Source organism: Pseudomonas syringae group sp. J309-1, assembly GCF_032582135.1.
GTDB classification, from domain to species: domain Bacteria; phylum Pseudomonadota; class Gammaproteobacteria; order Pseudomonadales; family Pseudomonadaceae; genus Aquipseudomonas; species Aquipseudomonas quasicaspiana.
Genome location: NZ_JAWHNU010000030.1, coordinates 1 through 23,621, shown reverse-complemented (window position 1 = coordinate 23,621; position 23,621 = coordinate 1). Strand labels below are relative to the sequence as shown.

The 23,621-nt window shown below is 56.9% G+C and carries 22 protein-coding genes; 12 read left to right on the top strand and 10 right to left on the bottom strand.

Annotated elements, in window-relative coordinates:
* Window positions 1-395: 395 nt before the first annotated feature.
* The 5 genes from RX972_RS16720 to dksA all read right to left on the bottom strand — a co-directional run bounded on the left by RX972_RS16720 (window position 396) and on the right by dksA (window position 6,714).
* Window positions 396-1,823, bottom strand: a complete 1,428-nt coding sequence (locus RX972_RS16720; RefSeq protein WP_122397524.1) for a sigma-54-dependent transcriptional regulator — start codon at window positions 1,821-1,823, stop codon at window positions 396-398.
* A 22-nt stretch (window positions 1,824-1,845) separates the two neighbouring features.
* Window positions 1,846-4,800: a sensor histidine kinase gene (locus RX972_RS16715; RefSeq protein WP_027900344.1), complete on the bottom strand. Its 2,955-nt coding sequence runs from the start codon at window positions 4,798-4,800 to the stop codon at window positions 1,846-1,848.
* On the bottom strand, window positions 4,784-4,960 hold the full coding sequence (locus tag RX972_RS16710; RefSeq protein ID WP_003176118.1) for a hypothetical protein: 177 nt from the start codon (window positions 4,958-4,960) through the stop codon (window positions 4,784-4,786). The genes RX972_RS16715 and RX972_RS16710 overlap by 17 nt, the downstream gene beginning before the upstream one ends.
* Before the next feature lie 123 nt (window positions 4,961-5,083).
* Window positions 5,084-5,971, bottom strand: a complete 888-nt coding sequence (gluQRS, locus tag RX972_RS16705; protein WP_316877205.1) for a tRNA glutamyl-Q(34) synthetase GluQRS — start codon at window positions 5,969-5,971, stop codon at window positions 5,084-5,086.
* A gap of 299 nt (window positions 5,972-6,270) precedes the next feature.
* Window positions 6,271-6,714 carry an RNA polymerase-binding protein DksA gene (gene dksA, locus RX972_RS16700; RefSeq protein ID WP_027900346.1) on the bottom strand — a complete coding sequence of 148 codons (444 nt, stop codon included), beginning with the start codon at window positions 6,712-6,714 and terminating at the stop codon, window positions 6,271-6,273.
* 358 nt (window positions 6,715-7,072) lie between these two features.
* On the opposite strand from dksA, the gene RX972_RS16695 reads away from it, so the two are divergent.
* Together RX972_RS16695 and sfsA are read left to right on the top strand one after the other, a co-directional pair.
* On the top strand, window positions 7,073-8,245 hold the full coding sequence (locus tag RX972_RS16695; protein WP_122397522.1) for a pyridoxal phosphate-dependent aminotransferase: 1,173 nt from the start codon (window positions 7,073-7,075) through the stop codon (window positions 8,243-8,245).
* Window positions 8,245-9,000 (top strand): DNA/RNA nuclease SfsA, encoded by a 756-nt coding sequence (gene sfsA / locus RX972_RS16690; RefSeq protein WP_122397521.1) that lies wholly within the window; start codon window positions 8,245-8,247, stop codon window positions 8,998-9,000. Before RX972_RS16695 ends, sfsA begins: the two co-directional genes overlap by 1 nt.
* On the opposite strand, the gene RX972_RS16685 is transcribed toward sfsA, so the two are convergent.
* Window positions 8,964-9,293, bottom strand: coding sequence for a Rieske (2Fe-2S) protein (locus RX972_RS16685; protein ID WP_316877201.1), 330 nt, complete (start codon window positions 9,291-9,293; stop codon window positions 8,964-8,966). The two genes, sfsA and RX972_RS16685, sit on opposite strands and share 37 nt — an antisense overlap.
* A 361-nt stretch (window positions 9,294-9,654) precedes the next feature.
* Between RX972_RS16685 and deoC the strand changes: the two genes are divergently transcribed.
* The gene (deoC, locus tag RX972_RS16680; RefSeq protein WP_122705457.1) at window positions 9,655-10,443 is read left to right on the top strand and encodes a deoxyribose-phosphate aldolase; all 789 of its coding nucleotides are present in this window, start codon (window positions 9,655-9,657) and stop codon (window positions 10,441-10,443) included.
* 174 nt (window positions 10,444-10,617) lie between these two features.
* Here the strand turns inward: deoC and RX972_RS16675 are convergent, their stop codons facing one another.
* From RX972_RS16675 to RX972_RS16665, 3 genes are all read right to left on the bottom strand, one after another.
* A complete protein-coding gene (locus RX972_RS16675; protein WP_080238134.1) occupies window positions 10,618-10,941 on the bottom strand; it encodes a TfoX/Sxy family protein in 324 nt (107 codons plus the stop codon).
* A gap of 198 nt (window positions 10,942-11,139) precedes the next feature.
* Window positions 11,140-11,484 carry a pentapeptide repeat-containing protein gene (locus RX972_RS16670; protein WP_027900351.1) on the bottom strand — a complete coding sequence of 115 codons (345 nt, stop codon included), beginning with the start codon at window positions 11,482-11,484 and terminating at the stop codon, window positions 11,140-11,142.
* Window positions 11,485-11,585: 101 nt separating this feature from the next.
* Window positions 11,586-13,124 carry an AAA family ATPase gene (locus tag RX972_RS16665; protein WP_316877193.1) on the bottom strand — a complete coding sequence of 513 codons (1,539 nt, stop codon included), beginning with the start codon at window positions 13,122-13,124 and terminating at the stop codon, window positions 11,586-11,588.
* Between the two features lie 129 nt (window positions 13,125-13,253).
* On the opposite strand from RX972_RS16665, the gene mrcB reads away from it, so the two are divergent.
* The 3 genes from mrcB to RX972_RS16650 are packed head-to-tail and all read left to right on the top strand — an operon-like array spanning window position 13,254 to window position 16,669.
* A complete protein-coding gene (gene mrcB, locus RX972_RS16660; protein ID WP_027900353.1) occupies window positions 13,254-15,575 on the top strand; it encodes a penicillin-binding protein 1B in 2,322 nt (773 codons plus the stop codon).
* Between the two features lie 30 nt (window positions 15,576-15,605).
* Entirely contained in the window at window positions 15,606-16,340 is a 735-nt protein-coding gene (locus RX972_RS16655) for a hypothetical protein (RefSeq protein WP_316877189.1), read from the top strand.
* Window positions 16,340-16,669 carry a YqcC family protein gene (locus tag RX972_RS16650; RefSeq protein ID WP_122705441.1) on the top strand — a complete coding sequence of 110 codons (330 nt, stop codon included), beginning with the start codon at window positions 16,340-16,342 and terminating at the stop codon, window positions 16,667-16,669. The genes RX972_RS16655 and RX972_RS16650 overlap by 1 nt, the downstream gene beginning before the upstream one ends.
* Window positions 16,670-16,696: 27 nt before the next feature.
* On the opposite strand, the gene RX972_RS16645 is transcribed toward RX972_RS16650, so the two are convergent.
* Window positions 16,697-17,125 carry a DUF4124 domain-containing protein gene (locus tag RX972_RS16645; RefSeq protein WP_316877186.1) on the bottom strand — a complete coding sequence of 143 codons (429 nt, stop codon included), beginning with the start codon at window positions 17,123-17,125 and terminating at the stop codon, window positions 16,697-16,699.
* A gap of 402 nt (window positions 17,126-17,527) precedes the next feature.
* On the opposite strand from RX972_RS16645, the gene RX972_RS16640 reads away from it, so the two are divergent.
* From RX972_RS16640 to msrQ, 6 genes are all read left to right on the top strand, one after another.
* Window positions 17,528-19,252, top strand: coding sequence for an acetolactate synthase 3 large subunit (locus tag RX972_RS16640; RefSeq protein ID WP_095098655.1), 1,725 nt, complete (start codon window positions 17,528-17,530; stop codon window positions 19,250-19,252).
* A 2-nt stretch (window positions 19,253-19,254) separates the two neighbouring features.
* Window positions 19,255-19,746, top strand: a complete 492-nt coding sequence (gene ilvN / locus RX972_RS16635) for an acetolactate synthase small subunit (RefSeq protein WP_020293234.1) — start codon at window positions 19,255-19,257, stop codon at window positions 19,744-19,746.
* A gap of 47 nt (window positions 19,747-19,793) precedes the next feature.
* Window positions 19,794-20,810, top strand: a complete 1,017-nt coding sequence (gene ilvC / locus RX972_RS16630) for a ketol-acid reductoisomerase (RefSeq protein ID WP_027900358.1) — start codon at window positions 19,794-19,796, stop codon at window positions 20,808-20,810.
* A gap of 157 nt (window positions 20,811-20,967) precedes the next feature.
* Entirely contained in the window at window positions 20,968-21,825 is an 858-nt protein-coding gene (pssA, locus tag RX972_RS16625) for a CDP-diacylglycerol--serine O-phosphatidyltransferase (protein WP_122705437.1), read from the top strand.
* Window positions 21,826-21,888: 63 nt separating this feature from the next.
* Window positions 21,889-22,902, top strand: a complete 1,014-nt coding sequence (gene msrP / locus RX972_RS16620) for a protein-methionine-sulfoxide reductase catalytic subunit MsrP (RefSeq protein WP_122398032.1) — start codon at window positions 21,889-21,891, stop codon at window positions 22,900-22,902.
* Window positions 22,902-23,522, top strand: coding sequence for a protein-methionine-sulfoxide reductase heme-binding subunit MsrQ (msrQ, locus tag RX972_RS16615; RefSeq protein ID WP_316877173.1), 621 nt, complete (start codon window positions 22,902-22,904; stop codon window positions 23,520-23,522). The genes msrP and msrQ overlap by 1 nt, the downstream gene beginning before the upstream one ends.
* Window positions 23,523-23,621: the final 99 nt, after the last annotated feature.

Here is a 23,621-nt window from a genome sequence, read left to right as displayed (position 1 = left end):
TGATCATTCGATCCAACCAGTTCAGGCGCTACCTAAGGGTAGTTTTTGTTGTTCTCGGCCTGGTTGCGGGGCAAGCCCCAAATACAACGCCTCTCCAAAAGAATCAGTTAGCTGCGCCTCCGCCGTGTTGTTCTTGTTATGCGTGAGTCGATTCGTATTGTTTTTATTATGGTGTTTAGCACTGCGTGTTTTTGTTGTTCTTGTACTGGATATATAGCAGGAGCTGTGCCAACTTTTGAAAACCCTTTAAAACCGGGGGCTGTAGCGGTTTGGCTGTTTTGCCGACACAAAAAAGCCGGGGTTTTCGTTACCGTAAACCCCGGCTTTTGTTACGTGCATCGTGTGAAGGTAACAGTTTCTGGCCTGACCGGAAGGCGCAGGCCAGAGCCTTGTGGTCAGGTTTCGCTGGCAACGCCCTTGCGGCGAGGAATGCCCAGGCGCTGACGGCGTTCCCACAGGCATTTACGACTCACGCCCAGTTTGCGCGCCAGCTCGGTCTCGGTCATGTGGTCCTGATGCTCAAGAACGAAGTGCTGGAAGTAATCTTCCAGAGACAGGTCTTCCGTGGGCTCATGGCTGGTGGAGCTGGACGAGCCTTGCTGCGGGGCGAGGCCGATGAAGTCGTCGTCCAGATCGCTCAACTCGATGTCGATGCCCAGCAATTCCGCAGAGATTTCCGGGCTTTCACACAGAATGACCGCTCGCTCCACGGCGTTTTCAAGCTCACGCACGTTACCGGGCCAGGTGTACTGGCGAATGGCGAGCTCTGCGTCGGGGGCGAATCGCAGGTCGTTACGACCGGCTTTCAGGCTTTGACGGGTCAGGAAGGCGCGGGCGATATCCAGTACGTCGTTACCGCGCTCGCGCAATGCCGGGAGCTTCAAGGCAATGACATGCAGACGGTAATAAAGGTCTTCGCGGAACTGGCCGACTTTGGCCAGGCTTTTCAGGTCCCGGTGGGTTGCCGCGATCAGGCGGACATCCACTTTCTGTGATTGCACGGAGCCCACGCGACGAATTTCGCCTTCCTGCAGCACGCGCAACAGGCGCGCCTGGGCTTCCAGCGGCAGTTCGCCGATTTCGTCGAGGAACAGTGTGCCGCCATCTGCCGCTTCCACAAGTCCGGCACGACCGGCGCTTGCGCCAGTGAACGCGCCTTTTTCGTGGCCGAACAGTTCGGACTCGATCAGGGTTTCCGGAATCGCCGCGCAGTTGACCGAAATCATCGGTGCCTTGGCGCGACGCGACAGGTTGTGCAGGGCACGCGCCACCAACTCTTTACCCGTTCCTGATTCACCCTGAATCAGCACGTTCGAATCGGTAGGGGCGACCTTACGAATTTTGCTGTAGAGATCCTGCATCGGGCCGCAGGAGCCGATGATGCCAATTTCGCCGTTGCTGTTATCCGCGCCCGCTTTATCCGGGCTTGCTGCTTTGGCCGCGCTGCGATCAGCCTGAATGCTTTGCACGGTCTGGCGATCACGCAGGATGCGCGCAACCGCTTGGAGCATTTCGTCGTGATCGAACGGCTTGGCGATGTAATCGACAGCGCCCATTTTCATGGAGTCGACAGCCGATCGCAGGCTCGCATAGCTGGTCATGATCAGCACCGGTTTGCCCTCGCCAAGCTTTATCAGCTCAGTACCGGGAGCCCCGGGCAAGCGCAAATCGCTGACGATCAGATCGAACGAGGGAATGCTGAAACGTTCCTGGGCTTCCTGCACCGAACCTGCTTCGCTGACCTGATACTGGTTACGTTCCAGCAGGCGACGCAGGGCGGAGCGGATGATGGTTTCGTCTTCGACGATCAGAATATGGGGCATTTATTCAATTCTCTCGACGGGCTCAGTTCACGGCGGACGTCGCTTCGACATGGCGCGGAAGTGTTACCCGAATACGGGTACCGCGCTCGTGCTCGGTATCAACCGGGCTGTCGATGGTGATCTGTCCATAATGCTCTTCAACGATGGAATAGACCAGCGCGAGGCCCAGTCCGGTCCCTTCACCCGGGTCCTTGGTGGTGAAGAACGGTTCAAACAATCGATCCATGATTGCCTTGGGAATTCCACTGCCTTCGTCTTCTACGATCAGATCGACAGTGTGTTCGGATGCTTCGCTCCTGACCCTGACTGCGCTGCCTGCCGGCGAGGCGTCACGGGCGTTGGAGAGCAGGTTGATCAGCACCTGAGCAAGCCGTTGCGGGTCGCCATCGACCCAGTGCTCGGGGTTGCACAGATTATAGAACTGGACTTCGAAGTTACGTCGGTTCAGAGCAAGCAAACCAATAGCGTCCTGTGCCACTTCAGCCAGACAGACAGCTTCGTCCGAGTGCTGATGGCTGCCTGCGTGGGCGAAACTCATCAGCGATTGCACGATGCGTGAAACGCGTTTGGTCTGTTCGAGAATCTGGCTGCTGATTTCCTTCAACTCGCCATCTTCTTCGCGCTCCTCGCGCAGGTTCTGCGCCAGGCAGGCAATGCCGGTGATCGGGTTGCCTATTTCGTGAGCCACACCGGCGGCCAGGCGACCGATGCTCGCAAGGCGTTCGGAATGCACCAGCTTGTCTTCGAGCATCTGCGTTTCAGTCAGGTCCTCAACCAGCAACACCAGCCCGCTGTTACCCGGTGCCAATGGTTCGTCGATCGCAGCTTTGTGCAGGTTCAGCCAGCGGATTTGGCCATCCAGTGGCAGGCGTTGTTTGTGCAAGTGTTCGTCGGGCAAATTAATGAAGCCGCTCAATAATTCTTTCCAGGGTTCACCGATGGTCTCGAGCCGTGAGCCAACGACGCGCTTGGCAGCAATCCCGGTGAGCTCTTCCATGGCCTTGTTCCACATCAGGATCTCCTGATCCTTGGCCAGCGAGCACACACCCATCGGCAATTCCTGAAGCGTTTGCCGGTGATAGCGGCGCAGGGCATCCAGTTCGGCTGCCAGACCGGTGAGGCGCGAGTGGTAATCCTCAAGCCGGCTTTCAATAAAGTGAATGTCTTCGGTGACATAGTTTTCGCCGCTGGACTTATAGGGCAGGAATGTTTCAACCATGTCCTGCGCCACGCTGGGGCCCATCAAGCCGGAAAGATTGGCCTCGATTCTGTCCCTTAAACGCCGCAAGGCGTAAGGCCGACGTTCGTCGAATGGCAGGTAGAGATCGCGCAGGGCCTGTTCGACTTCCTTCTGCGCGGCCTTGGCGCCCAAGGGTTTGGCCAGTTGCGTGGCGAACTCCTGAGGGGATACGGCGTGCAGCTCGCGGCGTTGCGGGCGACGAACGTTATCCACCGCACAGGCCTCGGCAGCACTGGCTTCTTCGGGGCTCGGGTTGCTGAACAGTGAGATCAGAGTGAACACCAGGACGTTGGCGGCCAGCGAAGCAATGGCCGCCATGTGCCAGCTGGTGTCGTCCAGTACGTAAATCATGTTCAGCAGCGGAATGTAGAAGCCCCGGAAGTCACCAATCAGTGGCAACAACATGCTGACGATCCAGACGCTGATACCCGCCAGCAATCCGGCAATGAACCCTCTGCGATTGGCGGCGGGCCAATACAGCACGGACAGCACGCCCGGCAGGAATTGCAGAGTCGCGACGAAAGCAACGATGCCCAGATTGGCCAGATCCTGTTGCGCGCCCAGCAACAGATAGAAGCCGTAACCGGCCATGATGATCGCGACGATCAGCGCGCGGCGGGTCCACTTCAGCCAGCGATAGATATTGCCTTCAGCTGGCGGTTGATAAAGCGGCAGCACCAGATGGTTCAGTGCCATGCCAGAGAGTGCCAGTGTGGTCACGATGATCAGACCGCTAGCCGCCGATAAACCACCGACATAGGCCAGCAACGCCAGTGACTTGCTGTTGACCGCGATGCCAATGCCCAGGGTGAAGAACTCGGGGCTGGTGGTAGCGCCCAGTTTGAGCCCCGCCCACAGAATCAGCGGCACCGCCAGGCTCATCAACAATAGAAACAGCGGCAGGCCCCAGCTGGCGCTGACCAGTGCGCGCGGGTTGAGGTTCTCGGTAAAGGTCATGTGGTACATGTGCGGCATGACGATCGCTGACGCGAAGAACACCAGCAGCAACGTGCGCCACGGACCTTCCTGCAAAGGCGTATGCAAGGCGGCGAGGGCGGTCTGGTTTTGCAGCAGCCACAGCTCAAGTTGCTGCGGACCGTCGAACACGCCATACAGGGCATATAGACCGATACTGCCAATGGCCACGAGTTTGATCACCGACTCGAAGGCAATCGCGAATACCAGACCCTCATGTTTTTCGCGGGTGGCGATATGACGCGAACCGAAGAAAATCGTGAACAGGGTAATCAGCGCACAAAACGCGATAGCGACGCGATCCTGCACGGGCTCGCGGGTCAGGATGCCAATCGAGTCGGCCACCGCCTGGATTTGCAGCGCCAGTAGCGGTAGCACCCCAATCAACATGAAGATCGTGGTCAGCGCGCCCGCCCAGGTGCTGCGGAAGCGGAACGCGAACAGATCCGCCAGAGACGACAGTTGATAGGTGCGGGTGATGCGCAGGATCGGATAGAGCAGAACGGGCGCCAGCAGAAAGGCGCCGGATACACCGAGATAACTGGAAAGGAAGCCATAACCGTACTGGTACGCCAGGCCGACCGTGCCGTAGAAGGCCCAAGCGCTGGCGTAAACACCCAGAGACAAGGTGTAGGTCAGCGGGTGACGGATGATCCAGCGCGGGATGACGCCGCGTTCGCTGATCCACGCGACGCCAAACAGCACAAGCAGATAAGCGGCGCTGACCAGAATCATCTGGGTCAGGCTAAAGCTCATCGGCATCTTTTTGACTCTGCAGAATGAAGGTCACCACGATCAGGATCAGCCATAGCAGGTAAGGCCGATACCACGCGCCGGTGGCGTCGATCCACCAATCCATGATGGCCGGCGAAAACAGATAAATGCCGACTACCAGCAACAGGACCAAGCGGTAAATATACATTTGGCCTCCTTCACGATTCATTCGCGTTGCGGCAGTTGAGGAGCGGCATGGTAACGGATGGCGGGCAACCTGCAAGTGTCGCGTAAGCTGCCATCCATGCCAGTTTGCGGCGAGCGCTCTATCTCAGTCTATCCGGGCTTCTTCAAGGTTCCGTACGCGCGGAATGGCGGAAACGTTCCAGCGCTCGATTGCCCATTTCAGAACCTCCTGGGGCGTGCCGTAAGCGAGCGCCGATTCTGGTTCCTGGCCGAGTGCGCGCAAGGCTCGCAACAACAGTGGAATTGCCTGATCGGCCTCCAGTGGCGGCGAGCGGTAGCTTTTCCCCAGCTTGTTACCGTCGGGCTGGGTGATGAGTGGCACATGCAGATAACGTGGCTGTGGTACGCCGAGCAATTCCTGGAGGTACAGCTGGCGCGGCGTGGAGTCGAGCAGGTCGGCACCTCGGACAATATCGGTCACACCCTGCAGGGCGTCGTCGATGACGACCGCCAGTTGATACGCGTAAAACCCGTCGCGACGACGGATCACAAAGTCTCCCACCTCACGGCCAAGGTGTTGCTTAAACGAGCCTTGAACACGATCCTCGAACCGGTACAGCAGTTCAGGTACACGAATGCGGATGGCTGCGTTATCAGGCGAGTGCCCGGCATTTCTGCAGGTACCCGGGTAAACACCCTGAAAGGGTTCAAGCTGTTTGCGCGAGCAGGTACAAGCGTAGGCAAGACCGTGGCTGAACCAGCGATTGATGATTTCCTGATAGGCATCGTGGCGATGACTTTGGGTAACCAGTTGTCCATCCCATTCAAAGCCATAGCGTTCGAGCGTTTCAATAATTGCCCGTTGTGCGCCCGCGACTTCCCGCGGTGGATCGAGGTCTTCCATGCGCATCAACCACTGCCCACCCACTGAGCGCGCGTCAAGATAAGACGCCAGCGCCGCGACCAGTGAGCCGAAGTGCAGATAACCGCTGGGCGTTGGCGCAAAGCGCCCGATGTAGGAGGGGGATTTCATGGGGCGGATGTTACTGGAGATTGGGGTTTGCTTCGAGACTGAAAAGATGCCAAACCTTCAGGAGACTTTATAGATGCCTGCGTCCGTTCACCTGTTGGAGCGAGGCTTGCCCGCGAATCAGGCGCTGCGGTGTATCAGCTTTACCGAGTAATCGTTCTTCGCGGGCAAGCCTCGCTCCAACAGAAGAGCGCAACCCCAGAGGGTGAGCATTCCAATTCAATCGATGTGGTGGTGGGGGGACCTCAAAAACAACAAAGGACGCCGAAGCGTCCTTTGTGTCTGCAAGGTTGCGGGTCGTGTTACTTGCCGACCTGCTTTTCCTTGATTTCTGCCAATGTCTTGCAGTCGACGCACTGGTCGGCTGTCGGACGGGCTTCGAGGCGGCGGATGCCGATCTCTACGCCGCAGGATTCGCACCAGCCGTATTCTTCGTCTTCGATCAGTTGCAGCGTCTTGTCGATCTTTTTGATCAGTTTGCGTTCGCGATCACGAGCACGCAGTTCAAGGCTGAACTCTTCTTCCTGGCTGGCACGGTCGGCCGGATCAGGAAAGTTCGCAGCTTCGTCCTTCATGTGAGTCATGGTGCGATCAACTTCCTTCATCAACTGCTGTTTCCAGTTGGTGAGGATTTTTGTGAAGTGTTCGCGCATGGGCTTGCCCATGTACTCCTCACCCTTACTGCTTTCGTAAGGCTTGAAGTCACCGTCCAGCTGGTTGGTCTGCTGCTTTTCTTGGGTGGGCATGAATGGACCGCCTCTCACTCTTTAATCCATTGCGCAGGAAAATATCCATCACCGGCACCTGCCGGCCCTGCGGCTGCAAGCGGGCGAACTTACCAGATCGAATCGGAGCGCGCTACTCCCGGTTGTCGAGCGTGCATTCGAGCTGGGCGGTGAATGGCCGTTGCTACAGACGCAAGGCTGATTAAAACGTTCAACGCCTTGAGAGGATCACACTCTTTTCAATGGCTTATTGCTCACCATCCACTGTTTTTCGGGGTTTATTAACTTTCCTGTAGGGGCGGGTGCTTGGGTAGAATCGCTCATCACTTTTCGCATGCCTGACAGGCATCCGACCTCGATCAGATTTAAAGGAAGGTCAATGGCTCAGCCCTACAGTGCGCGCAGTCGCGCCATCGAACCCTTTCATGTCATGGCGCTGCTGGCGCGTGCCAACGAGCTGCAGGCCGCCGGGCATGACGTGATTCATCTGGAGATTGGCGAGCCCGACTTCACGACGGCCGAGCCCATTATTGCGGCTGGACAGGCTGCGTTGGCGGCCGGTAAAACCCGTTACACCGCAGCTCGCGGCCTGCCTGAATTGCGCGAAGCCATTGCCGGGTTCTATGCCCAGCGTTATGGCGTGACCGTCGACCCTGGCCGGATTCTGGTCACGCCTGGCGGTTCCGGCGCGCTGCTGCTTGCCAGCAGTTTGTTGGTCGACCCCGGTAAGCACTGGCTGCTGGCGGACCCCGGTTACCCGTGTAACCGGCATTTTCTGCGCCTTGTAGAAGGCGCGGCGCAATTGGTGCCGGTCGGTCCTCAGGAGCGTTATCAACTTACCCCGGATCTGGTGGCAAGGCATTGGGATAAAGACAGTGTCGGCGCGTTGGTAGCATCGCCTGCAAACCCGACGGGTACATTGTTGAGTCGCGATGAATTGGCCGGGCTTTCCTCGGCGCTCAAGGCGCGGAACGGTCATCTGGTAGTGGACGAGATTTACCACGGCCTGACGTACGGCACCGATGCAGCCAGCGTGCTGGAAGTCGACGATGACGCATTCGTACTGAATAGTTTTTCGAAATATTTCGGCATGACCGGATGGCGTCTTGGGTGGCTGGTCGCGCCTCACGATGCGGTCGCTGATCTGGAAAAGCTGGCTCAGAATCTTTACATCAGTGCGCCAAGCATGGCGCAGTACGCTGCGCTTGCCTGCTTCGAGCCGCAGACGCTGGAAATCCTTGAGCAGCGCCGTACCGAGTTTGGCTTGCGCCGGGATTACCTGTTACCGGCTTTGCGCGAGTTGGGCTTCGGTATCGCGGTTGAGCCAGAAGGCGCGTTCTATCTGTATGCCGACATCGCCGCGTTCGGGGGCGATGCCTACTCGTTTTGCCAGCACTTCCTTGAAACCGAGCACGTTGCAATCACGCCGGGACTGGACTTCGGGCGCTTCCAGGCGGGGCACCATGTGCGTTTCGCCTACACCCAGAGCCTGCCGCGTTTGCAGGAGGCGGTTGAGCGAATTGCTCGCGGGCTAAGGAGCTGGCAAGGCTGATGCATTTTTCTCCGAAGCTTGAACAAGGTGTGCTGTTGCTGCGCTACAAGCGCTTTCTCGCGGACATTCAAACCGACAGCGGTGAGCTGCTGACCATCCATTGCCCCAATACCGGCTCGATGTTCAATTGCATGATGCCGGGCGGGCGTGTGTGGTTCAGCCGCTCCAATGACCCAAAGCGCAAGTTGCCGGGCACCTGGGAAATCAGCGAAACCCCACAGGGACGCCTGGCGTGTGTCAACACCGGACGTGCCAACACCCTGGTAGAAGAAGCGTTGCGCGCCGGGGTGATCACCGAGTTGAACGGCTTTACCGCTCTCAAGCGCGAAGTAGCCTATGGTCAGGAAAAAAGCCGGGTGGATTTCCGCCTTGATTACCCTCAGGGGCCGGCTTACGTAGAGGTCAAAAGTGTCACCCTGGGTTTTGACGGCTCTGCGGTGGCGGCGTTTCCGGATGCGGTCACCCTGCGTGGCGCACGACACTTGCGGGAATTGGCGAACCTGGCGCGTGAGGGGGTACGTGCCGTGTTGTTGTATTGCGTGAACCTGACCGACATCGAAGCCGTGCGGCCTGCGGAGGAAGTAGACCCAGGCTACGCTGCTGCATTGCGCGAGGCGGTTGCGGCGGGTGTTGAGGTCTTGGCGTATGGCGTGCAGTTGACGCCTGAAGAAATCTTCATTGATCGGCCCTTGCAGCTTCGCTGGGCAAAAGAGCCTGATCAGTTGCCGCCGGGTATGTCGATCCAGATGCCTTGATGGTCTTCGTGGCTGGTAATTCCGGTCAGAGATCTTCCTTCACAGGGGCCTGCGACGCATTCGCCGCTTTCAATCAGGAACAAGGCTCCATGAGTGGCGCAGTGAATCATGCTTGCGCTGGGGTCCAGAAACTGGTCCGGCTGCCATTCCAGCGGTACGCCACGATGCGGGCAGCGGTTGTCATAGACGAACACCTGCCCGTTACGCCTTGTGGCAAACAGCTTGCGACCATTGATTTCAAACCCGCGGCTTTGGGCTTCCGGCAGTTGATCTCCGGTGCAGAGCAATTTCACCTGGGCCTCCGTTGGGGTTCGTGACGTGTTCTCAGGTGGCAAATTGTGGCAGTTCTTTCCGGGGGTGGGGGATATCTTTAGATGCTGCGCAAGCGGTGCTTGGTCTGGGCGGCATTCCGACGATACGGCTGGATGCGATCTAAAGTGAATTGCGTCCAGCCTTATCGCGAGCAGCCCCCCCACAGGGTGCCGCATTTCAATCAAGACTCCTGATGCTGTGTTCCAGACTCAGACACCGACTTTTACTTCGGAAATTTCCTGTAATCACGTAGTACTCCTCTCTCTCTGCCTTGTCGGGCACCTGCATGCCTCTTGCTCCTATATGTTCTCGCTTTCATTTTGAAGCGTTCGAGGACGGCACATGAGCATGGACATCTCCACTGAAGATGAGCAATTGGCACGCCAGGCAATCAGCCTGTTTGATTTGATGGCGCTGGATGTTGACGACACTGAGTCGCGCATCGTTGGCCTGTGTCATCGGGCAATGACACCGTTGGGACCGATCGCGGCAATTTGTGTGTATCCGCGATTCGTGTTGCTGGCTCGCACGACCCTGGATCGACTTCAGCATCGCGATATTCGCGTGGTCGCCGTGGTCAATTTCCCTTACGGCTCCGCGAATGAAGAAGCTGTGATGTCGGAAACGCGCGCCGCAGTCATGTCCGGGGCCGACGAGATCGACCTGGTGTACCCGTTCCGCACTTTACTGTCAGGCGATCAGCAGACCGGGGCAAATATGGTTGCTTCATGTCGTGCGGCGTGCGGGCCGGACATGGTGCTCACGGTAACTCTGGAGGTTGGCGATCTGCGCGATCCGCAGATCATTCGTGACGCCTGTCTGGCGGCGATCATTGCGGGTGCCAACTTTATCAAGACCAGCACCGGCAAGCTGGTAACGCCTCCCACTACACAGGCTGTGCGAGTCATGCTTGAAAGCCTTGTTGAAGTGGGTGGGCAGGTAGGGCTCAAGTTCTGTGGCGGTTTGCGGACCCTCGATGACGCCAGACAGTTTATCGAAATGGCTCGCGCGCGCTTCGGTCCGCAGTGGGTCAGTGATGAGCGCGTCAGGTTGGTGGGGTCGAGCCTGCTGGACGACATCCTGTCAAAGCTCGGGGTTGTTGAATCGGTTTCCCGTGGTGACGGCTACTGATAAATGGTTTGCTTTTTTTGCCCGTCGAGAAGAAATCGCGGGCAAAAAAAGACCCGGCAAAAAGCCGGGTCAAAAACCGTGATTAGCCTGATGAGGAGATAATCTGAAAGTCCGAACCAAGGTCTTTCAGTTATCGGCCAGTCTCGCGACCGGTTGTGATAATCATATCGATTCTCATTTGCAAGTCAATGACTTCTTTTCATCTATTTTCTGAGGGGGCTCAATCAGTCCCTTTCCAAGACCTCTGCGGTGGTTGACCTGTCTGTTCAAAGCGTTCTTGCGATCTATGGGCAGGTCAATCCAGTGAATATCCATCAACGCTGCCTCAATCGCATACAACAACACTCTGGTCGCTCGAAATCCCCGATTCAGTACTGCCTGATAAGCATCTACAGCGCCCATACGACGTAAATCAGAAGCGCTGTGTATGCCCACGGCGTGCAACCATTGGGCTGAAGTCTTGCCGACGTTTTTCAGGTGTTGCAGTTCATCGTTCATCATGCCTCCGTGCGATGCTGAGCTCTGACTGTGGTGAAAACCTGGCAAGTCTTTAAGAATTGTAGCTTTTAGGGGAGAGGGCGCAGGGCAGGTGATCGGGTAGATAGCGTCAAGTGATCAGTGGGCGGGAGGCTGCAGAGAGTCAGCCCGGCATGCATTGCGCATGCGGGCGTGATCCAGGCGGAACGTGCGCTGAAATCAGTGCGTGCGGTAGCGCAGGCGCGTACCGAAGTTGACCGACATCAGAATTTCGTCAGCACTCAGTTCGCGGGGGAAGAATGTCCCCGAGATCTGTGCGTGGGCGATGCTTGCGCCTTCCAGTGGGGTGCTGCTCAGGTCAAGGCCGCGCAAGTCAGCGGATCGGAAATAGGCATTGGTGAAGTCGATGCCGTCTGTGTCGAGATTGCGCAAGTCCAGCCCGCGGAAGTCGCCACCCTGGAAATCAATGGTGCCTGACTTTGGTTTCTCTTGGTTGAACCCCGCAACGTCATCGTTGCGCAGCATCGCGTACAGCGGGGAATCCAGTACTTTAGGCTGACTCATAAGCGCCTCGCTTTTCCGTTCCGTTAGAATTGTGACGCCAGTATATCGCCACTATTTTGAAGCCGTGAAGCACTAACTGCTAAACGGCTCAAAACATTGTTTTAGAGCGCGGGAAGGCGCTGACGAAGGTTTTCGATCAGGTTGTCGAGGTCGCTGCTTTTGTTGGTTTCGACGCGCTTGCTGTGCAGGGTTTCTTCCGCGGTCAGCGGTTCACGGCTAGCCTGCTGTGCCCGGATAACTTCCAGCGTTGCGTCGGAAGGGTCTGTGTTTTCTGCCTGACGCTGGGCGAGCCAGCCGGCGATAACTGCTTCAGGTGCATCACAGTCGAGGATCAGGAACGGCACGCCAGTGGTTTCGGCAACTTTTGCCGCCGACTCGCGCTGAGCCTGTTGCAGGTACGTTGCATCTATAACCACCGGGAACCCGGCGCGCAGGACGACTGCGGCCAGTTCATGCAGGCGTGCATAAGTCGCCTGGCTTGCGTCGGCGTCATACAGGTTGGCGTCCTGCCCGGCAAACAGACGTTTACGTTCTACGTCCGAACGCAGGCGTATGGCGCCCAGGGAATCTACAAGACGTTTGGCGACATGGCTCTTGCCCACCGCAGATACGCCGTGGGTGATAACCAGGAAGCGCGAAGGAATAGCGCTGTAGTTTTCTGCCAGGTTGGCGTAATTGCGATATTGACGCAGGGTCGCGCCGCGCTGAACCGCGTCGGCGCCTGCTGGCATGCTGAAAAGCGCAACCTTGGCGCGAACCAGTGCACGGTAGGCTTTATAGAAGTTCAGCAGCTCAAGCCCCTGATAGTCCCCAGTCAGTTCCAGATACTGGCTGATAAGACGACGAGCCAGGGATTTCAGACCGCGATCCTCCAGGTCCATAGCCAGGAAGCCGATATCGGCATAGACGTCGGTCATGCGGAACGGTTCGTTGAACTCGATGCAGTCGAAGATCACGACCTTGTTATCGATCAGGGTCATATTGCCCAGATGGATGTCGCCGTGACACTCACGGATAAAACCGTCGGCTTTACGCTGGGCGAGCAGGGGCTTGAGCCTTTCGAAACTCGATTCAGCCCATGCTTGCAGGGCATCGAGTTGCTGCAGGTCTGATTTTTCGCTGATCAGGGGGCGAATCTGCTCAAAGTTCTGCAGGACCGGGGCCATGACGGTATCAGGCGACCCCAGCTCATTTTCAGCACCCACCTTTGGCGCATCAATGTGGAACTGGCCGATCTGCGTGGCGATGTTGTCGATGTGCGTCGACGTCAACTCGCCATTGGCCTGCAACGTACTCAACAAACCGTCTTGCGAGAACTGGCGCATTTTCAGCGCATATTCGATGACTTCGCCTTCGCCGCCCAGTTGCGGTGCCTCGGCACTGCCGGTCACCGGGATGACTTCCAGATACAGGTCGTCGGTCAGGCGCTGGTTGAGACGCAGCTCTTCCTTGCAGAAGTGTTCACGCGCTGAAAGCGTCGTGAAGTCCAGAAAACCGAAGTTGACCGGTTTCTTGAATTTGTAAACGAATGGACCGGTGAGCAGTACCCACGAAATGTGCGTTTCGATGAGCTGAAAGCCCTCGACCGGATGCGGAAACAGCGCGGGGTTCTGCAGGGCTGCAATCAGTGACTGGCTCACGGACGATCCTTCAATAGTGATGTTTCATTAAATGCTTCAAGGTGGGCATTATGGCCGCTTGGCGCGAGGCTGCAAACCTCCGGTAAGGGTGTCTTTCGAACCCCGGCAAAGTGCGTATAATCCGCCGCCATGACTCGTACTCGATCCTCTCGCAAAGCAAAAAAACCTGCCTCTGGCGGACTTCGTACCTGGTTAGGCTGGGGGTTGAAGCTCGGCATTGTCGGGCTCGTCGTGCTGGCTGGCTTCGCCATTTACCTTGATGCCATCGTTCAAGAGAAGTTTTCCGGCAAGCGCTGGATGATTCCGGCCAAGGTGTATGCGCGGCCACTGGAGCTGTTTGTCGGGCAGAAGCTGAGCAAGGATGACTTCCTGATTGAGCTTGATGCGCTGGGTTATCGGCGCGAAAGCGTTGCCAATGGTCCGGGCGCAGCTGCTGTGAGCGGCAATACCGTAGACCTTAATACCCGCGGTTTTCAGTTCTATGAAGGCACCGATCCTGCCCAGCAGATCCGTGTCCGTTTCTCCGGCGACTATGTTGCAGACCTTTCTTCGGCCAATGGCGCCAAGCTGGCAGTTGCCCGTCTGGAACCGCTGATGATCGGTGGGCTGTACCCGAAAAATCTCGAAGACCGGATCCTGATCAAGCTCGATCAGGCCCCGCCGTATCTGCTTGATACACTTGTAACTGTTGAAGATCGGGATTTCTATCATCACTTTGGCGTGTCGCCCAAGTCGATTGCCCGTGCATTCTGGATCAATGCCTCTGCCGGCCAGATGCGTCAGGGCGGGAGTACGCTGACGCAACAGTTGGTCAAGAACTTCTACCTGACCAATGAGCGCAGCCTGACCCGCAAACTGACCGAAGCCATGATGGCTGTGTTGCTGGAGATCCACTACAGCAAGCAGGAAATCCTTGAGGCTTACCTCAACGAGGTGTTCGTCGGTCAGGACGGTCAGCGCGCGGTGCACGGCTTTGGCCTTGCCAGTCAGTATTTCTTCAGTCAGCCGTTGTCAGAGCTCAAGTTGCATCAGGTGGCGTTGTTGGTCGGTCTGGTCAAAGGGCCTTCCTATTACAACCCGCGTCGTAACCCGGAACGTGCCCTTGAGCGACGTAATCTGGTGCTCGACTTGCTTGAACAACAGGGCGTGGCCACGGCTGAAGTAGTAGCCGCAGCCAAGAAGATGCCGTTGGGCGTGACCAAGACCGGTAGCCTGGCCGACAGCTCCTTCCCGGGCTTCCTCGATCTGGTCAAACGCCAACTGCGCGAAGACTATCGCGACGAAGACTTGACTGAAGAAGGTCTGCGCATCTTCACCAGCTTTGATCCAATCCTGCAGATGAAGTCCGAGTCGGCCATGAGCGAGACGTTCAAGCGTCTGTCGGGCCGCAAGGGTGTCGATGACGTTGAAGCGGCCATGGTCGTGACCAACCCGGAAACCGGGGAGGTCCAGGCGCTGATCGGTAGCCGCAAGGCAGGTTATGCCGGTTTCAACCGGGCCATCGACGCAGTGCGACCGATTGGCTCATTGGTGAAGCCGTCCATTTATCTCACCGCACTTGAGCGTCCGAGCAAGTACACGTTGACCAGTTGGGTGGCCGATGAGCCATTCCAGGTCAAAGGTGCCGACGGCCAGATCTGGAAGCCGCAAAACTTCGATCACAAGGCTCACGGTAATATTTTCCTGTATCAGGGCCTGGCGCATTCCTACAACCTGTCCAGCGCTAAAATCGGCCTGGAAGTTGGTGTGCCGAACGTATTCAAAACCATCGGCAAACTGGGTGTTGACGTTGATTGGCCTGCGTATCCGTCGATGTTGCTGGGTGCCGGTGCATTGAGTCCGATTCAGGTTGCAACGATGTTCCAGACCATCGCGAACGGCGGTTTCAACACGCCAATGCGCGGTATCCGCAGCGTGCTGACTGCTGAAGGTGAGCCGCTCAAGCGTTACCCGTTCCAGATTCAGCAGCGCTTCGATCCGGGCTCGATCTATCTTCTGCAGAATGCGATGCAGCGGGTGATGCGCGAAGGTACCGGTCGCTCTGTCTACAACGTATTGCCAAGCTCGCTGAATCTTGCGGGTAAGTCCGGTACGACCAACGATTCGCGCGACAGCTGGTTTGCCGGTTTCAGTCAGGATCTGCTGGCGGTCGTGTGGCTGGGTCGCGATGACAACGGCAAAACGCCGTTTACCGGTGCAACCGGTGCGTTGCAGGTCTGGACCAGTTTCATGAGCAAAGCGGATCCGCTGCCGCTGGACATGGCACAGCCTGATAACGTCGTGCAGGTGTGGGTCAATGCCGCGACAGGCGAGGGATCTGATGCCGGTTGCCCGAACGCCGTGCAGATGCCGTATATTCGCGGCAGTGAACCTGCCCCCGGCGCTGCTTGTGGTGGGCCTGCGGCTCCGGCCCAGGAAGTGATGGATTGGGTCAAGGGTTGGCTGAACTAGATTAATTGAGCGCCCCAAAGAGGATCTAAAGTGAACAAGTGGTTAATACCAGCGTTGACAGCTGTTGCTCTGCTCAATGGTTGTGCCAGCGTGGAACGTGGCTCGATTCCTGTGGTGGATTCGGGTTCGAAGGTTTCCAACAGCGAGCGCGTGTCGCGCAATGGCGCTTCTCGGCCAAGCGTTGCTCAGGCGCCTGCGCAAGCTCAGTCCGTGCCGCAGGATTCTGGTGTCGTGGTCATGATTCCGGGTGGCGGTGGCGGTAGTTCTGCACCTATCGATACCTATGCTGCCCCGGCTGGGCAGGCTCCGATCAGCGTCAGTCCGCCGATTGACACGTCGTCGGTCAGCGCACCCGTTACCGGCAACACTTACAACATGCCTGCGTCCAGTGCGCCAAGTGGCATCCCGTCTTCCGGTAGCGGGTTGTCTGCCGATGAACAACTCGATGGCCCGGTCCTGGCTCTGTTGACCACCGCTCAGCAGCAGCAGAACGGCGGTGATCTCAATGGCGCTTCTTCGAGCCTTGAGCGTGCGCAACGTGTTGCTCCCCGGGAGCCGCAGGTCATCTATCGGCTGGCACAAGTTCGACTGGCTCAGGGCGATTCCGCTCAGGCCGAGCAACTGGCGCGTCGTGGTCTGACTTACGCGAATGGGCGCCCAAGTCTGCAGGCCAGCCTGTGGGAGATCATCGCCCAGGCACGTGAGAAGCAGGGTGATGCGTCCGGTGCAGCGCTGGCTCGTCAGAAAGCCAAGGTCGGCGCTTGATGGATCAGCGCTTTCCTGAAGTGGCCGAGCATTTGCTGCTGATCGAGCGCGAGTTGCGGGCATTGGGTTGGTGGAGTGATTTACCGCCCAGTGAAGAGGCGCTCTCAAGTGGCGAACCGTTTTGTGTCGATACGCTGGAGTTCGAGCAATGGCTGCAATGGATTTTCCTGCCAAGAATGAAGCTCATTCTTGAGAATGATCTGCCGCTGCCAAATGCCTCGGGCATCCTGGAAATGGCCGAGATGGTCTATGCCACTCGCCAGCGCGAAACCCGGCCGTTGCAGCAGTTGCTTGCGCAGTTTGATCAGTTGATCAGCCAGACCCGGTAATTCATGCCTGCATCATGGCCAGCAGGTTTAAAGGCAATAATCTTTAATCGCCTGCTGGGTCTCGGTAATACGCACCTGCCGTTCATCTTCCGAAAGGCGTTTCAGCCCGCCCTCAACCTGTTCCCGCACGCGAGGGTTGTTCTGTAGCTGGGCAAGATTGGTTCTTAGAATCTTGCAGTCCTCGGCGCGTCGACCCTCTTCCTGAGTGATTTTCTTCTTGACCACGTCATCGACAGCCCGCTGCTCTGCCTCTTCGTCAATGGCTGCCTTTGAGTTGCCGGTTGTGGGCACGGCGGGCGGTTTCTGGGTATCGATCTGCTGGGTTTGTCGCCCTGCGGGGGGCTGAGCATCGAAATGGGTCACGCCCTGGTCGTCGACCCATTTATAAATCTGAGCCGCTTGGGCGGTTGTGCCGAGAGCCAGCGCCACCATGGCGGCGATAATCATGCAACGCATGCTGCTTCCTTCCAGGTACGTTTGTCCTGAAAACTATCACAAGGCCGCCTTCATGACCTTATCCGGCGCACTTTGGTGCGGTTAATTGGAAGAAAGCTCACGGATGACTTGACTTGGGGCAGGCGAATCACAACAATCCAAAGTTCGCTGTGAAGGGACTGCCAGAAGCAGACCATCTCGGTAGATCATGAGGCGCACACCCGCGCCGACCTGTAACACCCGCAACGCGTTACCTCGCGCTGGGTGGGAACGCCCCGAAACACTCAGGGGTTACCCAATACTTGCTCAGTCAGTGCTGACGTAGTCGGCGACCACCGTCGCTCATGCTCTGCTTGGCAGTAAAACCTATTAAGACCCGTCCTCGTTTGTGGACGGTATTCTGGCGTTTTAGAGGTGAACAACGTGGAGCTCTTATCCGGCGCTGAAATGGTCGTCCGCTTTTTGCGTGACGAAGGCGTTAAGCATATCTACGGGTACCCAGGCGGTGCCCTCCTGCACATTTACGACGCCCTGTTCAAAGAGCCTGCCGTGAACCACATTCTTGTTCGTCACGAACAAGCGGCTACGCACATGGCTGACGGTTATGCGCGCGCTACCGGCAAGGCCGGTGTGGTACTGGTCACTTCAGGCCCAGGTGCTACCAACGCAATCACCGGCATCGCCACGGCTTATATGGACTCGATTCCAATGGTCGTGCTGTCGGGTCAGGTCGCAAGCACACTGGTCGGCACTGATGCATTCCAGGAAACCGACATGATCGGTATTTCCCGGCCGATCGTGAAGCATAGCTTCATGATCAAGCATCCGTCGGAAATCCCTGAAGTGCTGAAAAAGGCTTTCTACCTGGCGCAGTCCGGTCGTCCCGGTCCCGTGGTTGTCGATATTCCGAAGGATATGACCAACCCGGCCGAGAAGTTCGAATACGTATTTCCCAAGAAAGCCAAGCTGCGCTCTTACAGCCCGGCTGTTCGTGGTCACTCAGGCCAGATCCGCAAGGCAGTCGAAATGCTGCTGGCGGCCAAGCGTCCGATCATTTATGCCGGTGGCGGCGTGATCATGGGCAATGGCTCCGAGCCGCTGACCGAGTTGGCGCAAAAGCTCAACGCTCCCGTGACCAACACCCTGATGGGTCTTGGATGTTATCCAGGCATGGATCGTCAGTTTGTCGGCATGCTGGGTATGCACGGCAGCTACACCGCCAACCTGGCGATGCACCACGCTGACGTGATCCTGGCTGTTGGCGCGCGTTTCGATGACCGTGTGATCAACGGCGCGGCGAAGTTCTGCCCGAATGCCAAGATCATTCACATCGATATCGACCCGGCTTCCATCTCCAAAACCATCAAGGCTGATGTGCCTATCGTGGGGCCGGTTGAGAGCGTTCTGACTGAAATGGTCGCGACCCTCAAGGAAATCGGCGAGCTGCCAGACAAAGCGCTGGTTGCCAGCTGGTGGAAGCAGATTGACGAATGGCGTGGTGATCGTGATCTGTTCCCGTACAACCCGGGCGACGGCAGCGTCATCAAGCCGCAGAAAGTCATCGAGACCCTTTGCGAAGTCACCAATGGCGATGCCTTCGTGACGTCCGATGTTGGTCAGCACCAGATGTTTGCTGCGCAGTACTACCGCTTCAACAAGCCTAATCGCTGGATCAACTCTGGCGGTCTGGGCACCATGGGCTTTGGCTTCCCGGCTGCGATGGGTGTCAAGCTGAGCTTCCCCGAAGCGCATGTTGCGTGTGTAACGGGTGAAGGCAGTATCCAGATGAATATCCAAGAGCTGTCGACCTGCTTGCAGTACGGTCTGCCTGTGAAAATCATCCTGCTTAACAACGGCGTGCTCGGCATGGTCCGTCAGTGGCAGGACATGAGCTACAGCGGTCGTCACTCGCATTCCTACATGGAGTCGCTGCCTGACTTCGTGAAACTGGTCGAAGCTTATGGCCATGTCGGTATGAAGATCACTGATCTGAAAGATTTGAAGCCGAAGATGGAAGAAGCTTTCGCCATGACGGACCGTCTGGTGTTCATCGATATCCAGGTTGACGTCACCGAGCACGTTTACCCGATGCAGATCAAAGACGGCTCCATGCGCGATATGTGGCTCAGCAAGACGGAGCGGACTTAATCATGCGGCACATCATTTCCCTTTTGCTGGAAAACGAACCGGGTGCATTGTCTCGCGTCGTCGGCCTGTTTTCGCAGCGCAACTACAACATCGAAAGCCTGACCGTGGCGCCGACTGAAGACCCGACCCTGTCGCGTCTGACGCTGACCACTGTCGGCCAGGATGAGGTGATCGAGCAGATCACCAAAAACCTCAACAAGCTGGTCGAGGTAGTCAAACTGGTTGATCTGTCGGAGAGCGCTCACATCGAGCGTGAACTGATGCTCATCAAGGTCAAGGCTACGGGCGCCCAGCGCGCCGAGATCAAGCGCACCACGGATATCTTCCGCGGGCAAATCGTTGATGTGTCAGCCAGCGTTTATACCGTGCAACTGACCGGTACGAGCGACAAGCTGGACAGCTTCATTCAGGCCATCGGCACTGCCGCTATCCTGGAAACAGTACGCAGCGGCGTGACGGGCATTGCCCGTGGCGACAAAGTGCTGAGCATCTAATCTCATTTTGCAAAATGGCCTGAAGGCCACGATAACAGGGGAATTCCATGAAAGTTTATTACGACAAAGACTGCGACCTTTCGATCATCCAGGGCAAGAAAGTTGCCATCATCGGTTACGGTTCCCAAGGCCACGCGCAAGCGTGCAACCTGAAAGACTCCGGCGTTGATGTCACTGTTGGTCTGCGTAAAGGTTCGGCTACTGTCGCCAAGGCTGAAGCCCATGGCCTGAAAGTGACTGACGTTGCTTCGGCTGTTGCTGCTGCTGACCTGGTCATGATCCTGACCCCGGACGAATTCCAGTCCGCGCTGTACAAGAACGAAGTTGAGCCGAACATCAAGAAGGGCGCTACCCTGGCCTTCTCCCATGGCTTCGCGATTCACTACAATCAGGTTGTGCCACGCGCCGATCTGGACGTGATCATGATCGCGCCAAAAGCGCCAGGTCACACTGTTCGCACTGAATTCGTCAAAGGCGGCGGTATCCCTGACCTGATCGCTGTTTACCAGGACGCTTCGGGCAACGCCAAAAACGTCGCACTGTCTTACGCTTCGGGCGTGGGTGGCGGCCGTACCGGTATCATCGAAACCACATTCAAGGACGAGACTGAAACCGACCTGTTCGGCGAGCAGGCTGTTCTGTGTGGCGGTACTGTTGAGCTGGTTAAAGCTGGTTTCGAGACGCTGGTTGAAGCTGGCTACGCTCCAGAAATGGCGTACTTCGAGTGCTTGCACGAACTGAAGCTGATCGTTGACCTCATGTACGAAGGCGGTATCGCCAACATGAACTACTCGATCTCCAACAACGCCGAATACGGCGAGTACGTGACTGGTCCTGAAGTGATCAACGCTGAATCCCGTCAGGCCATGCGCAACGCTCTGAAGCGCATTCAGGACGGTGAATACGCGAAGATGTTCATCAGCGAAGGCGCTACCGGCTACCCATCGATGACCGCCAAGCGTCGTAACAACGCCGCTCACGGTATCGAAATCATCGGCGAGCAACTGCGCTCGATGATGCCGTGGATCGGTGCCAACAAAATCGTCGACAAAGCCAAGAACTAAGTCCCCGCGACATAGCTCTGCGCTAGAAAAACGCGGCCAATCGGCCGCGTTTTTTCGTTATGCGCAGACGCTTCTGGTATAAAGCTGCATCGTTTGCAGGCGAACACTCGTCGCAAGCATCTGTCGAAACTTTCCACACCGTTGCAAGGTAAAGTCTATGAGCGAACGTCCTGAAGAGCCAAACAAGGCCTCTGACGCCGAAAGTCTGCTACCGATCGATGAGCATATTGAAGAAGGGCATGACGACGAAGGCCGTAAGGTCCGGCATCGCGGTATCTATCTGCTGCCCAATCTGTTCACCACTGCGAACCTGTTCGCCGGCTTTTATTCCATCATCAGTTCCATGAGCGCACAGAGCGCTCTGGCTGCTGGGGACAGCGCCGGGGCGAGCAAGTATTTTGCTTTTGCCGCAATCGCCATTTTCGTCGCCATGGTGCTCGACGGTCTAGATGGCCGCGTGGCACGCATGACCAATACCCAGAGTGCGTTCGGCGCGGAGTACGACTCTCTGTCCGACATGGTCGCATTCGGTGTCGCACCGGCGCTCCTGGCGTTTGGCTGGGCATTGGGGGACATGGGCAAGGTCGGCTGGATGGTCGCCTTCATCTATGTGGCAGGTGCAGCGTTGCGTCTGGCGCGTTTCAATACCATGGTTGGCAAGGCTGACAAACGCTATTTCATCGGTCTGGCGAGTCCTGCTGCGGCGGGCGTTGTTGCCGGTACGGTCTGGGCGTTCAGCGATTACGGCATTCAAGGCTCCAAGCTGTCATTTCTGGTGGCCTTGTTGGTTGCCGCAGCGGGCATGCTGATGGTCAGCAACATCAAGTACAACAGCTTTAAAGAGCTGGACCTGAAAGGGCGCGTGCCGTTTGTCGCGATTTTGGCAGTTGTGCTGGTCTTCGCTGTCGTGTTCAGCGACCCACCGCGCATCTTGCTACTGATTTTCCTCGCTTATGCGGCATCCGGCCCGATTCAGTATTTGTTACGTCTGCGTCGTCACAAAACGGGCGAATGATGTAATTTCCCCCATACTCCACAGTCTATTGGTGCATTAGTTCCTCTGGATTGTGGAGTCATCATGCTAATCAAAATTCCAACAGCGTCCGCTTGCAAAGAGTCGGACGTTACCCCTGAATCTATTTACCTCTCTCGTCGTGCCCTCCTGGGGGCTTCGCTTACCGGGTTGGCTGTCAGTGCCATGCCGCGTTGGGCGAGTGCTGCCGATCCTTCTCTTTACCCGGATGTTGAGCCTGGCAAGGCGCCTGGCTGGTTTGCCGAGAAGCTTCCCGACACCAAGTGGCAGGCGGTCAACGTAAAGGGGGAAGCGATTACCCCTTTCAAGGACGCGACGCACTACAACAACTTCTATGAGTTTGGCACCGACAAGGGAGATCCTGCGCAGAATGCCGGGTCGCTGAAAACCGAGCCGTGGACCGTCGTCATCGATGGCGAAGTCGCCAAGCCGGGTCGTTACGCGCTCGAAGACTTCATGAAGCCCTATCAGTTGGAAGAGCGCATTTATCGGCTGCGTTGCGTAGAAGCCTGGTCGATGGTCATTCCCTGGATTGGTTTTCCAATCTCTGCTTTGCTCAAACAGGTCGAACCTACTGCCAAGGCGAAGTACATCCGTTTTGAAACGCTGCAGGACCCAAAGACCATGCCGGGGCAACGTTCAGGTTTTGCATTGATCGACTGGCCTTATGTTGAAGGGCTGAGGCTGGACGAAGCAATGAATCCTCTGGCGATTCTTGCAGTTGGCATGTATGGGCGTGAGCTGCCTAACCAGAACGGTGCGCCGCTGCGTTTGGTCGTGCCATGGAAGTACGGTTTTAAAAGCGTGAAGTCCATTGTGAGAATCAGTCTGGTCAGTGAGCAGCCCAAGACGACCTGGCAAAGTATCGCGGCTAACGAATATGGCTTTTATGCCAACGTGAACCCGACTGTCGACCATCCTCGTTGGACGCAGGCACATGAGCGCAGGTTGCCGAGCGGCTTGTTCAGTCCGAATGTGCGACAGACCGAAATGTTCAATGGGTACGGGGAGGAGGTTGCCTCCTTATATACAGGCCTGGATCTGCGGAAGAATTATTGATGCGTTACCCGTTCTGGCGCTTCGGCGTTTTTTTGGCTGCTTGTGTTGCACCGGTGCTCTGGCTTTATCAGGCCTGGATCTTTGCGTTAGGGCCTGATCCCGGGAAGGTGCTTGTCGACAGGCTCGGCCTGGGCACTCTGATACTGCTACTGATTACGCTGGCAATGACGCCACTGCAAAAACTGACGGGGTGGGCAGGCTGGATTGTTGTCAGGCGCCAGTTGGGGCTTTGGTGCTTTGCTTACGTATTCATGCACATGAGCGCGTACGCCGTTTTCATATTGGGACTGGACTGGTCACAGTTGGGTGTGGAGCTGGTGAAGCGTCCGTACATTATTGTCGGCAGCCTTGCCTTTGTATGCCTGCTGGCCTTGGCCGTGACCTCCAATCGCTACAGTCAGAGGCGGCTAGGGAGTCGCTGGAAAAAGCTTCATCGGCTTATCTATGTAATTTTGGGGTTGGGCCTGCTGCATATGTTCTGGATTGTCAGAGCGGATCTGAAGGAGTGGTCTTTATATGCGGTGATCGGTGTGCTGTTGCTGAGTCTCAGGATCCCAATGATTGCGAGGCGAATCCCGCGTGTAATGGGTGCGAAGGCAAAAGTTCCAACAAAAGCGTGAATTAGGGGTTGACGGCCTCTCGAATCTCTCTATAATTCGCACCTCTTCTGGCGCAGACAGAACGAAAAACTCCTTGATAATCAATGAGTTGGACGATTC

Excerpts from the sequence above, each read along its gene's own strand:
- deoC (WP_122705457.1), top strand. The coding sequence starts at position 9,655 with ATGAGCATGGACATCTCCACTGAAGATGAGCAATTGGCACGCCAGGCA.
- ilvN (WP_020293234.1), top strand. The coding sequence starts at position 19,255 with ATGCGGCACATCATTTCCCTTTTGCTGGAAAACGAACCGGGTGCATTG.
- RX972_RS16715 (WP_027900344.1), bottom strand. The coding sequence starts at position 4,800 with ATGCCGATGAGCTTTAGCCTGACCCAGATGATTCTGGTCAGCGCCGCT.
- ilvC (WP_027900358.1), top strand. The coding sequence starts at position 19,794 with ATGAAAGTTTATTACGACAAAGACTGCGACCTTTCGATCATCCAGGGC.
- RX972_RS16720 (WP_122397524.1), bottom strand. The coding sequence starts at position 1,823 with ATGCCCCATATTCTGATCGTCGAAGACGAAACCATCATCCGCTCCGCC.
- dksA (WP_027900346.1), bottom strand. The coding sequence starts at position 6,714 with ATGCCCACCCAAGAAAAGCAGCAGACCAACCAGCTGGACGGTGACTTC.
- RX972_RS16650 (WP_122705441.1), top strand. The coding sequence starts at position 16,340 with ATGGATCAGCGCTTTCCTGAAGTGGCCGAGCATTTGCTGCTGATCGAG.
- RX972_RS16695 (WP_122397522.1), top strand. The coding sequence starts at position 7,073 with ATGGCTCAGCCCTACAGTGCGCGCAGTCGCGCCATCGAACCCTTTCAT.
- msrP (WP_122398032.1), top strand. The coding sequence starts at position 21,889 with ATGCTAATCAAAATTCCAACAGCGTCCGCTTGCAAAGAGTCGGACGTT.
- pssA (WP_122705437.1), top strand. The coding sequence starts at position 20,968 with ATGAGCGAACGTCCTGAAGAGCCAAACAAGGCCTCTGACGCCGAAAGT.
- RX972_RS16645 (WP_316877186.1), bottom strand. The coding sequence starts at position 17,125 with ATGCGTTGCATGATTATCGCCGCCATGGTGGCGCTGGCTCTCGGCACA.
- msrQ (WP_316877173.1), top strand. The coding sequence starts at position 22,902 with ATGCGTTACCCGTTCTGGCGCTTCGGCGTTTTTTTGGCTGCTTGTGTT.
- RX972_RS16670 (WP_027900351.1), bottom strand. The coding sequence starts at position 11,484 with ATGAGTCAGCCTAAAGTACTGGATTCCCCGCTGTACGCGATGCTGCGC.
- RX972_RS16710 (WP_003176118.1), bottom strand. The coding sequence starts at position 4,960 with ATGTATATTTACCGCTTGGTCCTGTTGCTGGTAGTCGGCATTTATCTG.
- RX972_RS16675 (WP_080238134.1), bottom strand. The coding sequence starts at position 10,941 with ATGAACGATGAACTGCAACACCTGAAAAACGTCGGCAAGACTTCAGCC.
- sfsA (WP_122397521.1), top strand. The coding sequence starts at position 8,245 with ATGCATTTTTCTCCGAAGCTTGAACAAGGTGTGCTGTTGCTGCGCTAC.
- mrcB (WP_027900353.1), top strand. The coding sequence starts at position 13,254 with ATGACTCGTACTCGATCCTCTCGCAAAGCAAAAAAACCTGCCTCTGGC.
- gluQRS (WP_316877205.1), bottom strand. The coding sequence starts at position 5,971 with ATGAAATCCCCCTCCTACATCGGGCGCTTTGCGCCAACGCCCAGCGGT.